This is a genomic window from Marinomonas sp. UCMA 3892, from assembly GCF_012726345.1.
Taxonomy (GTDB): Bacteria; Pseudomonadota; Gammaproteobacteria; order Pseudomonadales; family Marinomonadaceae; genus Marinomonas.
The window spans coordinates 95,483-107,942 of sequence record NZ_PTXN01000009.1 but is presented as its reverse complement, the minus strand read 5'-3'; the positions used below and the strand labels follow the sequence as shown (position 1 = coordinate 107,942).

At 43.5% G+C, this 12,460-nt stretch carries 12 protein-coding genes; 5 read left to right on the top strand and 7 right to left on the bottom strand.

Translation table 11 applies throughout. The features are described 5' to 3' along the window. Positions 1-6: 6 nt before the first annotated feature. From B6N13_RS14030 to B6N13_RS14020, 3 genes are all read right to left on the bottom strand, one after another. Positions 7-1,161 (bottom strand): MFS transporter, encoded by a 1,155-nt coding sequence (locus tag B6N13_RS14030; RefSeq protein WP_169459711.1) that lies wholly within the window; start codon positions 1,159-1,161, stop codon positions 7-9. A 114-nt stretch (positions 1,162-1,275) separates the two neighbouring features. Beyond that, complete coding sequence (locus B6N13_RS14025; protein WP_169459710.1) at positions 1,276-2,190, bottom strand: p-hydroxyphenylacetate 3-hydroxylase reductase component; 915 nt, start codon at positions 2,188-2,190, stop codon at positions 1,276-1,278. A gap of 73 nt (positions 2,191-2,263) precedes the next feature. Next, positions 2,264-3,433, bottom strand: a complete 1,170-nt coding sequence (locus B6N13_RS14020; protein ID WP_169459709.1) for a p-hydroxyphenylacetate 3-hydroxylase oxygenase component — start codon at positions 3,431-3,433, stop codon at positions 2,264-2,266. Positions 3,434-3,694: 261 nt separating this feature from the next. Between B6N13_RS14020 and B6N13_RS14015 the strand changes: the two genes are divergently transcribed. From B6N13_RS14015 to B6N13_RS13995, 5 genes are all read left to right on the top strand, one after another. After that, positions 3,695-4,651 carry a tripartite tricarboxylate transporter substrate binding protein gene (locus tag B6N13_RS14015; RefSeq protein WP_012070866.1) on the top strand — a complete coding sequence of 319 codons (957 nt, stop codon included), beginning with the start codon at positions 3,695-3,697 and terminating at the stop codon, positions 4,649-4,651. A 51-nt stretch (positions 4,652-4,702) separates the two neighbouring features. After that, the gene (locus B6N13_RS14010) at positions 4,703-6,061 is read left to right on the top strand and encodes an aldehyde dehydrogenase family protein (protein WP_169459708.1); all 1,359 of its coding nucleotides are present in this window, start codon (positions 4,703-4,705) and stop codon (positions 6,059-6,061) included. Positions 6,062-6,123: 62 nt separating this feature from the next. Continuing rightward, on the top strand, positions 6,124-6,636 hold the full coding sequence (locus B6N13_RS14005) for a universal stress protein (RefSeq protein ID WP_169459707.1): 513 nt from the start codon (positions 6,124-6,126) through the stop codon (positions 6,634-6,636). Then, positions 6,626-7,153 carry a hypothetical protein gene (locus B6N13_RS14000; RefSeq protein ID WP_169459706.1) on the top strand — a complete coding sequence of 176 codons (528 nt, stop codon included), beginning with the start codon at positions 6,626-6,628 and terminating at the stop codon, positions 7,151-7,153. The genes B6N13_RS14005 and B6N13_RS14000 overlap by 11 nt, the downstream gene beginning before the upstream one ends. Before the next feature lie 9 nt (positions 7,154-7,162). Further along, positions 7,163-8,647, top strand: coding sequence for a tripartite tricarboxylate transporter permease (locus B6N13_RS13995; protein ID WP_169459705.1), 1,485 nt, complete (start codon positions 7,163-7,165; stop codon positions 8,645-8,647). A gap of 183 nt (positions 8,648-8,830) precedes the next feature. On the opposite strand, the gene B6N13_RS13990 is transcribed toward B6N13_RS13995, so the two are convergent. The 4 genes from B6N13_RS13990 to hpaI form a co-directional block, all read right to left on the bottom strand. Then, entirely contained in the window at positions 8,831-10,018 is a 1,188-nt protein-coding gene (locus tag B6N13_RS13990; RefSeq protein ID WP_169459704.1) for a multidrug effflux MFS transporter, read from the bottom strand. Between the two features lie 26 nt (positions 10,019-10,044). Next, the gene (locus B6N13_RS13985; protein WP_169459703.1) at positions 10,045-10,464 is read right to left on the bottom strand and encodes a heme-binding protein; all 420 of its coding nucleotides are present in this window, start codon (positions 10,462-10,464) and stop codon (positions 10,045-10,047) included. Between the two features lie 63 nt (positions 10,465-10,527). After that, positions 10,528-11,430: a helix-turn-helix domain-containing protein gene (locus B6N13_RS13980; RefSeq protein ID WP_169459702.1), complete on the bottom strand. Its 903-nt coding sequence runs from the start codon at positions 11,428-11,430 to the stop codon at positions 10,528-10,530. A gap of 216 nt (positions 11,431-11,646) precedes the next feature. After that, complete coding sequence (hpaI, locus tag B6N13_RS13975) at positions 11,647-12,453, bottom strand: 4-hydroxy-2-oxoheptanedioate aldolase (protein WP_012070858.1); 807 nt, start codon at positions 12,451-12,453, stop codon at positions 11,647-11,649. Positions 12,454-12,460 lie beyond the last annotated feature (7 nt).

Below are 12,460 nucleotides of genomic sequence, written 5' to 3'. Positions count from 1 at the left end.
GGTGTGTTATTTCATTGTTCGTATATTTCTATGGACCATGGTCGCTAAAAGGGTACAGCCCAAGATGGCAAAGCCAATGGCATGAGGATGCAGGTCGATCAATAAGGGAACAACTTGAGAAAAAATTGCCCCAAAACTTAATTGGAGAAAACCGAGTAATCCTGAGGCCATGCCTGATAATTTATCGGCCGTTGCTATGGCAGCGCTTTGATAGCTTGCTTGGCTGATACCGCGCCCCAGCGTAATGACAGACATGGGTAAAAAGAGTGAGGCAAAACTCATCGGCATGCTAAGTTGCAGTATCAATAAAGCCGTGGCGCCAAGAATGCATAAGTAATTTCCAAGTTGGATGGATTTATCTAACGCCAATCGCTTATTAAATAATGTACTTAGGTATCCACCCAGCATAAAGGCGCCAGACACCAAGATGAACCAATAACCATAAGCGAGCCTGTTGTCGCTCAGGTCTTTGGTTAGATAGGGAGAGGCACTAATAAACAGATAAAAACACAGAGCGATCAGTGTATTTGCCATGGCGTAATGTCTAAAAGAAGACAGACGAATGAGGCTCATATAATGACTAAGCAACATTTTTAATGGTAACTTAGGTGGTTTTTGCGCCGCTGGTTGAATCAGTTTTAGACTAAAAAACAGTAAAATAGCCCCTTGAATGGCTGAAAGAGCAAAGATAGCTTGCCAACCTATATGGGTATTCAATGAGCCACCAATTAAGGGAGCAATGCCTTGTGATAAGGCGATGGCCATGACCAGATAACCCATTTGCTGTGACGCGCGCTTTCCGCCAGAACTGGCGACCAATAATGCTCTGGACATTGAAAGGGTAAAGGCGCCACCAATACCTTGCAGTACCCGACCCAGCAGCATAAAAAATAACTGCTCTGTTGCCAACGCGATTAATCCACCAAGCACAAAGAAAGAGATGCCTAATATAATGGTAGAGCGGTTTCCGAGTCTGGCAATGACGGCTCCTACAGAAAACTGGCCTAAGGCAAGCGCGGCTAAATAAAGAGAATAGTTTAATTGTACCGTTGATGAGTCAATGCCTAGTTGTTTAGCGATATCCGGTAAAGCCGGCAAAATGGCATTCAGGGCGATAGGACTGCACATCGCCATCAAAATGAAATACGGAAAGGGGATCATTGGTATAACTAATAATTTAACTTGTTAATTAAGAAGTTATTATACATATATAAAAAAATCCCACGAGGGGATTTTTTTATGCTTTGCTTTTACAGGTCGATTAATCGTAGATAATTAACTGAGTTGTTTCAGTAATTGTTGCAGCTGCTTTTTAAAATTGGCTAATTCATCCTCTTTAAAGTCCGCAAAAATATCAGCTTGCTGCTTATCTGAAATAGCCCATAATCTTTCGGCTATATCGTGACCTTTTTCAGTCAGTGCGAGATCACTGTTAATCAAGCCAAAGCCTTTTAAACTTTCAACCCCATCAACCACATCCACTGCCGGAATTGTAACCAAATTGCTTAAATCATCGACGGTGATTCCTGTAGTATCACTCAACACAAGCAACATTCGAGCTTCGCTTGTGCTTAATCCAGTTGCTGACTGCTTTGGCAGATAGTTCTCTTGAACCTTTTGCAAAACCTTATGGATTAGATATATAGCACTGTCGTGTAAACGCGCTAATGTTTTATCCGAGGCAACGTTTTTCGCGGGTGTTTTGGCACCAGTGAAAGGAATCGCGCCAGCATAGCTGCCCTGAACATAAAGTAATGGCGCGCGGCCTAGGCTTTCAAATGCAACCACTTTACCAATCATGATCCAGTGATCACCCCCATCGACAACTTGGTATTTTTCACACTGGAAATTGGCCGCCGTATTTTGAAGCAGTGGAGCACCGCCAATACCGGGCTGTGTTTCTACATTGGCAAATTTATCGTCACTTGGTTTGGCAAAGTTATTGGATAGATCAATTTGATCTGCCGCTAAAATATTGACAGCGAAATGGTCCGAATTTTCAAATACAGCATAACTGCTGGATGTTTTAACAATGCTCCAAAGTATCAGTGGTGGATCAAGAGACACGGAGTTAAAGCTGTTAGCGGTTACGCCCACCTGTGTACCATCAGAGGACTTGGCGGTAATGACGGTCACGCCTGTGGCAAAATTTCCTAGGCAGCGACGGAATTCTTTAGGGTCGAAGCTCATAATATTCTCTCTTATTCTTATGTATTTATTTTTTAAAGTGTTTTTAAAGGGATCTGACCCCTTTAAGGTGAGATTAAAGTAGAGATGGATCTGGTTCTAATCCCATTAATTCGCGTCCAAAGATTTGCGCACAAACATCGTAATCCGTGTAGGCATGAGCGCCTGTGACGTGACTATCACGGAATAAGCGCTGTGCTTCTTTATCCAGATACCAGTGACTTGCCCCCATGCTGCTGAATAAACGGTCAACGGCGTCAATACACATTTTTACTACATAAGCTTGGTTGGTGCGCCACTCGGCCAGTTTTGCTCGATCAGGATATTGATGGGCTTCAGCGTATTCGGCGTGTTCATCCCAGGTTTTTTCTAAGAAAGCTCGAGCCGCCATGACTTGGTGAGTGGATTCGGCAATACGTAATAGTGCAGGAGTGGCAGTTCCTACTTTTGCACCTGTATAGGCACGAATTCGACCCTGAGTGGCTTCTTTAAAGGCTTCTAGCATACGTTCTGCAATGCCTAAACTGATTGCTGAAAAACCAGAGGCAAAGTAAGGGCGGTAAGGCGCGTAGAAGATTTTGCTGTCTGGGTATAAACCAAAGCCGCCTGATTTTCCTTCCATCATATCTTTGGCTTTTTGGATTCTGTGCTCTGGTACAAATTTGTCACGAATGACCAGCGTTTTTGTGCCACTGCCTTTCATTGCCGCAGCATGCCAGTCGTCCTCTATGGTGTAATCCGTTGCAGGGATCAGTGCAAAGCAGTGGTCTTTTGTGCCTTCTTTATTTTCTCTTAGAAAACCGCAAAGCGCCCACTGGGCATGATCACAGCCACTGCTCCAGCGCATATCACCTGTAAACATCACACCACCCTCGGTTTCCTGATATTTACCGAAAGGGGCAATACTACTGCTGGCCAACATGTCTGGATCTTCTTTCCAAACGTCTTCCTGAGCCTGCTTTGGGAACAAGGCAATTTGATGGCTGTGTGTACAAAGTAAGCTAAACGCCCAAGCCGTACTAGCGCAAGCTCCAGCGAGTGTCGTAATACAATCACCGAACTCAGGTAAAGAGATTTCATATCCACCATAGACTTTAGGTAGGAAGGCTTTGTGTAAGCCTATTTTTTTGAGTAGCTCAATATTTTCGCTAGGTACTTTTCTAAGCTCTTCTGCTTTGTCGGCGTTGTTAGCGATTTCAGGAAGGACTTTTTTTAACTCTTCTAATAACGGATTTTGACGTTTCATTCGTGTTGACCTCTTATTTTTTTTGTATCAAGTCTTTTCAGTATTGGTATTTGCTGATTTTTAATGAATGTGTTTTTCAGGCAAAACTTAGGACTTTTCTAGAAAGTTAAAAAAATTGGGGGCTTGCAGGTTGATAGGCTTCATTAAGGCACCTGCTGAATTGCTAGGTGATAGAGATAAAAATGTCCCTTTAGGGACATAGAAGGAGTGTGTTGGAGAGTGTAGTTTTGGTTTCAATAATTAAAAAAAGGAACAATCAAAATGAAAAAACCACTTTCTTTTGCTTTAAAAGCGCTAGCCGCTTCAACTATCGTTATCTCCTCAATGGCAAGCACCGCGAGCTTTGCAGCCGATTACCCAAATCGTCCGGTTAAATTTATCGTTCCATGGCCGCCTGGTGATTTGGAAGATGTGTTGACGCGTGTTATCGCGGAAGAAATGTCCAAAGAAACCGGTGTGCCTGCGACGGTCGTCAATAAACCGGGTGGTGGCGGTGTGCTAGGTGCAACAACGGTTGCCCAATCTCGTCCAGATGGCAGTGTTATTGGTTCGTTTGTGGTGGATCTGGTAACCAGCCAAGTAGTCGGCGGCAATGCGCCTTATGCTGAAGATGCTTTTGTACCGGTTGGTATTTTTCTAGATTACCCATTTGTGTTGGCAGTTAAATCCGATGCGCCCTATAACACTCTACCTGAATTGGCGGAATACGCTAAAACTCATGATGTGTCTTTAGGTCACTTTGGTTATGAAGCGACGCCAACCGCAATTACTTTCCAAGCAGCGAAAAAATTAGGCTTTAAATTTGCCTCTGACTCTGCGTTTGACGCATTGGATTGTTCTGTTTTAGCGAACGGGGATGCACAGGTTATCAATACAACGACTCAGCAGATCCTTCCTTGTTTGGATTCAAAAGACGTGAAAGTTTTAACCTCTTTTACCTTCCAACGCTTGTCCATTCTGCCTGACGTTCCAACGCTAAACGAAGAAACGGGAATTTCTCAGACCCTGTGGAATGGTTTGTTTGTGAAAAAAGGCACGCCACAACCCATTATCGACAAAATTGCCGCTATTTCAGAGAAGGCTTTGCAGTCACCTGATGTGTTGAAACTGCAAGAAAATACGGGTGCTAGTGTGTATTGGACAAACGAAAAAAATGCACAAAAGTTGATCAGTCTTGATTTAGCAAACGCCAAAAAATTAGCCGCTGAAACTAAGTAGTTATCTACTCAACCTATTGTATTGCGAAAAATAAAAAAGAATGGTGAAAACATGGCTTTAGACATTATTAATCCCGCGACAAAGCAGACTTATAAGTCGATATCGACTTCCACTCTAGACGATGTAAATAGTGCCGTTGAAAAGGCGAAAGCCGCTTTTAAACAATGGAGTGCAAAATCGCACGAAGAGCGTACTGCGGCCTTGCATAAAGTCGCCAATGCCATAGAGGCTGCCGCTCCTGAGTTAGCCGAAATTATTACATCGGAACAAGGGAAACCACTGTTTCTGGCTCAGTTTGAAGTGGGCGGAGCCGTGGCTTGGACGCACTACAATGCGGATCTAAAGCTGGAACCTGAAGTGCTGGAAGATAGCGCGGAGCGCCGTGTTGAAGTACAGCGTTTACCTGTTGGTGTTGTCGCTTCTATTACACCTTGGAACTGGCCTTTAATGATCGCTATTTGGCACATCATGCCAGCCCTTCGTGCGGGTAATAGCGTGGTGATTAAACCCTCTTCTTTCACGCCCGTTAATACACTTCGTTTAGTGGAGATTATTAACGAGCATACCGTGCCAAATTTGGTGCAGGCGGTGATTGGTGAAAAAGAAGTCGGTGAGCCTTTGGTTTCACACCCAGATGTGAAAAAAATTGTCTTTACGGGATCAACCGCTGTAGGCAAGCGTATTGCTTCTTTGGTGGCTGGTGATCTTAAAAAAGTCACCTTGGAGCTAGGGGGTAATGACGCCGGTATCGTTTTAGAAAATGCCAATATTGAGAAGATTGCAGAAAAGGTTTTCATGACATCTTTTATCAATATGGGTCAAACCTGCGCTTGTTTGAAACGTCTCTATGTCCATCGTTCTAAATACGATGCGTTATGTGATGCGCTAGTGAAAATAGCCGCCGCGCAAGTGGTGGGTAATGGCCTGAATGACGGCGTGACTTTCGGTCCAGTGCAAAACGTTAATCAGTATGAAAAAGTGAAAGCTATGATTGCGGATGCCCGCGAGTCTGGCGCGGAAGTGATTGCGGCCGAGCTACCAGCGGGTTTGGACGGTTATTTTATCGCTCCGACTATTATCAAAAATCCTCAGCACAGTATCGACGTTGTTTGTCATGAACAATTCGGTCCAGTGTTGCCAGTGATTCCTTACGATAATCTCCACGAGGTTATGTCAAAAGCCATTCATGAAGACTTTGCGCTAGGTGGCTCAGTGTGGGGCGAACCATGTGCTGAACTGGATTGGGTTGTTGAACAACTGGATTCAGGAACCGTGTGGGTGAATAACCATGCCGAGGTACTCCCTCATGTTCCGTTTGGTGGTAATAAGTCTTCTGGATTAGGCGTCGAGTTTGGTATGGAAGGTTTATTAGAGAACACAGTTCGTAAGGTTGTGAACCGCGCGAAGTAAGTTCTGATACTCAAATATAGCCATCTATTCGAAGTAGGTGGCTATATTTTTGGAGTCCATAAATGCGAAATATTTTATATGCATCCGATCTAGAGCAAGGCAGTCGCGACGTTTTGCGTGCGGCGTTAGAGCAAGCCGCTTGCTTTGAAGGCAAGATTTTTTTTCTGCATGTTTCTGAACAGTTTCACCGCGGTAACGATGACTCTTTTGTAGGGTTCAAATTGAAGAAAGCGCACGATGCGCATTTGGAATCTTTGAAAGAAGAGTTACGAACTTACATGAAGCAGCGAATTCATAACTTCGTTGGCGAAGAGTTGAGCGATATTGAATTTAATAAAGACGATATCGAAGTTGTGGTTCGATTTGGTGATCCCGCTAAAAAGATTGTCGACACCATCAAAGATGTGCAGGCGAGCATGGTGGTGATGGGAGACCGTCGTGTTAACGCCTTGTCTCGAATGTTCCTTGGTTCAACCGCACAGAAAGTCATTCATAATTCGAGTGTTCCGGTTTTGATTGTGCCTATTTCTAATACGGTTATGAGTAAAAAAGGGGAGGCCAAAAATGGAATATGAACATCGTAAATCCAAATTGTTTTTCTTGGTGATGACCATTGTTAGTGTCTATCTAATCTTTACTTATCAAAGTCATACCATAGAGATTAAGCGCGATCACGGTTGGTACACCGAACCTTATGTCGCGCCGTTATTTGGTTTAGGGATTTTGGCTTTATTTTCTTTTATCAAACTCATGTTGTTGATTAGACCGATAGAGGGAGAGAAAGCCTTGCTGGAGAGCTTTGTTGAAAGCTTAAGTTCCTACTACATGGTGGTTATAACCGGCGTTCTTTTCTTCGTCTATGTCAATGCGATTACGGTCGTTGGTTTTACGTTATCAACGATGCTTTTTGTCTTGTCTATCGTTTGGCTGAGTCGGCTAATGTCGCCAATTTGGGTGCTGAACACAGTCATCGCTGTGGCGCTGATTATCCTCATTTTTAGAGTCGGGGTGAATATCTGGATTCCAGATGTTGCTTTGTATGAGACCTTATTCAGTGGTCAAACCCTCTGGTTTATGAACAAATATTTATAGAGATTTCGTATGGATTTAATCGCATTAGGTATCCATGAAGTATTTGGTAACGGTGTTATTTGGGCCGTTATTATCGGTGCCCTTATTGGGGTAACTATTGGCTCGATTCCAGGCTTAGAACCCGCTGGGGTGATGGCCATTTTGCTGCCATTAACCTTTACCATGGAGCCATTGTTTGGTGTGACTTTATTGTTAGGGGTTTATGGTGGCGCTTGGTACGGTGGGGCTATTCCCGCCATATTAATGAATACGCCCGGTACACCGGTGGCGGTACTTACCACCTATGATGGCTACCCCATGGCGAAAAGGGGAGAAGGTAAAAAAGCCCTATCGATTGCCTACACGTCGTCATTTTTTGGGGGCATGGTTAGTGTCTTGTCTCTGGTATTTTTTGCGCCAACTTTGTCCCAAGTCGCCACCTTATTTGGCAGTGCAGAGTTTGCCATGCTGGCTTTACTTGGGATGGTGTTTGTGGTGCTCGCTCACAATAAATATGCTTTAGAAGCCGCGGCCATGATTGGTTTAGGAATGTTTTTGGGCTCGGTCGGTATTGATCGCTCTTTTAATACGCAAGTTTATACCTTTGATCAATCTTGGCTGTTAGCTGGCGTGCCTTTAGTGCCAGCTGTTATTGGTCTTTTTGCCATGTCTCAAGCTTATATATTGATCTCTGCAAAAGGCGGCGATTCATTTAAAACCAAGTTGGAAGGATCTGGCCGTTTTGAAGGTTTTACTGTGCTATTGCGCAATAAGGTAACCGCTATTCGTTCTGCCTTGTTGGGGGTAGTCATGGGGTTGCTACCAGGTGTTGGTGAGTTTGGCTCACAGTTTTTCTCTTATACCTTGGCGCAGAAATTTTCTAAGAACCCAGATGAATTTGGTAAAGGGGCAGAAGCCGGTATTGTTGCCTCAGAAACCTCAAACAATGCCGTCACCGCGTCTGTATTGGTGCCTTTGCTGGCCTTTGGTATTCCAGCTGATGCCTTAATGGCGATGCTTTTATCTGTGTTTATGGTGCATAACTACACGCCAGGTCCAAGGCTCTTTACGGAGCATCCAGAATTTATTTCGGGTCTGTATGTGGCTCTGTTTGTGATGAATATTTTTATCTTCATCTATTTAACTTTTGCTTCTAGATTCATTGTCAATATCACGCGGATTCGTGGCCGCTTTATTGGTGCATTGATCTTTGTGCTCGGTTTCTTAGGGGCTTATAGCCAGAATTATCAGTTCACCGATGCCTTCATTGCCCTCGGCTTTTCTGTGATTGGCTATATCATGAAGCGAAACAATATTCCTGCTGTGCCTATCATTTTAGGTTTGGTGTTGGGCCCGGTATTTTTGAATCGTATGCGCCAAACACTGGGAGTTTCTAATGGGGAGTTTAGTATTTTTATTGAGCGTCCTATAGCTTTAACACTGCTTACGGTGACGGTTCTATCTATTATAGTGTTTACTTACAGTAAAATAAGAGAAAAACGTCGCGCTGTTTGATTTAGACCTAGCTACATAGCTTGTTTAGGCAGAATAGAAGTGCCTTATTTGAGGCCCTTCTATTCACGCTCCCACCACGCTCCACATCTTTCTTTATTTGAATTTGCTGAAAATAATAGCGATTGAAGCAGATTTTGCGCCTCTGCAAAAATACCCTCTAAATTGCATTTATTGCTATGAAAGCTAGATGACTTTATTTATCCGAGTACTCAGGTAGAAAATTGTGCAAAGCGTGCCGCAGCAGGCCATCATGATGAGTAGACTGTTTGGTGAGCCATCAAATATTAAGCTGGCTAGATAACTGATGAAACCTCCCACCGCAAATTGAGTGGCCACCAATAACCCCGAAACCGTCCCCGCTTTTTCTGGTAATTGCTCAAATAATGTCGCTAAGCTGTTGGCGCCAATGGCTCCTGTTACGCTGATATACATCATGGTGGTGATCACAAATAGAACCATGGATGTGCTGCCCAAACCAACCATTCCCCAAATCAATAAGGTCGCCGTAAAAGAGATGCCAATCGCAACATTTAATGCGAGACCAACGTTATAGCGTTTACTCAAATAAGAGTTGAGCAAGGTAGTGATAATAATGGCGAAAATATTGGCGGAAAATAGAAGCGCATAATAGGTTTCTGAAAGCTGAAAGTATTCGATATAGACAAAGGCTGATGTTGCAATAAAGGCAAACATACCGGCAAATGAAAACGCATTGGCCAGTACGTATTGAACCAGTAAAGGCGCACCTAGGCAGTCGATATAGTTTTTAGCGTAATGGCTGAAACTGGGCTTAACGGTCGGTCTGGATATTTCTGTGTTAGGTAATAATAAGGCACTGCCAATAAAGGCAACCGTAGAGAATAAAGCGAGAAAGTAGAAGATCCAGCGCCACTCAAAATAGCTGACAATATAGGCACCCAAGATTGGCGATATCAGCATGACCATCATGGAGATGACATGCATGTGTGACAAAATATTGGCGGCTCTTTTGAGTTCATACAAATCACGCACTAAGGCTCTAGCAAGCACCGCCGCGGCTGCTCCCCCTAGAGATTGTAAGAATCTAAATAGAATCAGACTCTCACCCGTTGACGCGAGAGCACAGCCAATACTGCTTATAAAATAAAAGCCGATGCCGATCAGCAGCAAGCGCTTTCTGCCCATCATATCGGATAAAGGCCCAAAGATGAGCATACCGATTGCCATGCCGAGTAAAAATACCGTAATCGTTGTTTGTATAAGCTGATCGCTGCTATGTAAACTCTTGGCTATGGTGGGTAGGCTTGGCAAATACATATCGATAGAAAGCGGCCCAAATGCGACCAGAAAGCCAAGCAGTGGAATGGTGAGTTTGCTTAAAGCGGAAGACATGGAGGCTCCTTTTTCATTGGCTGTTTTTATGACAGGCTGTTGATGGCTTTGGTTGCGCAATCAATATCTTGTTGTTCGCTACCACCAGAAATACCAATAGCACCCACCACAACCCCTTCCATTTCAATCGGTAAACCGCCACCCAAAAAGGTAAAGTTTGGCTCACTTTGTAAAGCAAATAAGGTGTTGTTTCTGTCAGCCAGTTTGCTTTGCCATTCTTTAGTGGGAATGCCGAAAGAAGCCGCGGTAAGGGCTTTTTTATAGGCGACACCTTGGGAAATAAGGGGGGCATTATTCATTGAGGCACTGGCAAGCTGCTGGCCTGAAGTAGTAACGACCGTGATGCAGATGTTGATGCCAAGCTGTTTTGCATGGTCGATTGCTGTGCTACATAAACCCAGCGCGGCCCGTGTGGTTAGCTCTTTTTTGTTGATAATGTTAAGCATATTGTTCTCTGTATTTATTTAACTTGTTAACTATGTTTTGATGAAAAAAACAGCTAGATCACGTTATTCCTCGTTACGGTAGTGTTTGCGAAAATCTGAAGGACTCATTCCTGTCTTTTTTAAGAAGAATCGTGAGAAATATGAAGGGTCGATATAGCCCAAGGTATAAGCGATTTCAGTTAGGTTTTTATTGGTATGGGACAATAAGCGTTTGGCTTCGAGAAGAATTCGGCCATTTATCATTTTTTTGGGGCTAAGCTTGGTGATTTTATTGCACAAATAATTCAGTCTACTTTCATTGATTTGAAGCGCTTCGCAATAAAATTGAATGTTTTTTTCGGTTAAAAAGTGATGTTCCAGCAGGGTGCTAAATTCCCTAAAACAGAGAATTTCGGATTGGTTATGTTGTTTTTGTGGCTGCTCAGTACCGGAAAGTCTGAGCATGCTGATCAAAATTAACTTCACAATGGCTTCAATGCTGTCGTGCTGATACAGGGAAGACCGACTCCATTCTAGCTTAAGCATCTCAAAAAGGTTTAATAGCTGTTCCCAGTGTTGTTGCTCAGGTTTGGTGTCTTTTTGTTGATCAATGTGAAATGGCATTAATAGCGAATTGTGGTGACTGTAGGCATTAAGCTCAGCCATGATTTTCTGTAAGTGGGTGTTGTGAATAGTAATGACATAGCCAGGTGCAGTCGGCTCGGTTAGAAACGCATGTGGCGTGGCTGGTGGTGTATAGAAAGCGGCACAGCTTTGTGTTTCATAGACATTTTGATCAATATTAAACAAAGTATTACCAGATAAAATAAGATGTATTTGGCAATATTCTGCATGTAAATGCATTGGCATATCACGGCCAAAGAAATCCGCCATTTTTCCGAGTACATCAAAATGGATCGTCGCATCTCTATAGGCTACATCATAGTCTTGTCCAATGGTTATGTTGGGTATCCATTCTTTTTTCATCGAGTCGGCTTCTATTGTGGGCAGTGGCTTATTATTTTTTAATACATCTTTTACTGGCTGTTAAGAATACGATATAGAAATATTATTTTGTTCGACGTCATAATAAAAAAAGCCCAGCATGTGAGTAGACATCATGCTGGGCAAAGTAAGGGTGATCAAAGATCAAATCTCTAAACCAGCAGGCAGGTATGCGATAGTTTAGATCACAAGCAGCATTCAATAGACAGACGCTGTTGTTTCTTCATGGGAATGTTGTTCAGGCTTGAACTCATTCACCAAAACTTTAGTACTGTTCATTAGTAAGCCAGTATCACTGCCTACTGCGACAAATAATGCGCCGAGTGACAAGTAATGTTTCGCTTGTACTTTGTCTGCCATCAAAATGCCTGGTGCTTTTCCAGCTGCAACAATTTTTGCAATACTTTGCTCTATCACTTTAACCACTTCAGGGTGGTTAGGTTGACCAATATAGCCAAGTGATGCGCTAAGGTCCGCAGGTCCAATAAAGACACCGTCAACCCCATCTACAGCAAGAATGTTATCCAGTTCTTCAACAGCACGAAGAGACTCAATTTGAACCAGTACACAAATTTCATCGTTCGCAGTCGTCAAGTATTCAGGTGTTCTATTGAACTGCGAGGCACGTGCTAGTGCACTGCCGACACCACGAATACCAGCTGGTGGATAGCGTGTTGCTTTGACTATCTCCAGCGCTTGCTCAGCATTATCTACCATAGGTGCTAGGACGGTTTGCACACCAAGATCAAGTATTTGCTTAAGCGCGACATGATCAGCCCAGGCTGGACGAACAATTGGGTGGCTAGAAAAAGGCGCGATTGCTTGCAGTTGCCCAACCATGGTCTGCAAAGTATTTGGTGCGTGTTCTCCGTCGATTAATAACCAATCAAATCCTGCGCTCGCAATCAGTTCAGCGGTGTAGTTATTTGCTAAACCAAGCCACAGACCAATCTGAGGTTGGCGGTTTTGTAGCGCAGTTTTAAATGTATTTTTAGGAGCGGCCATGTCTATC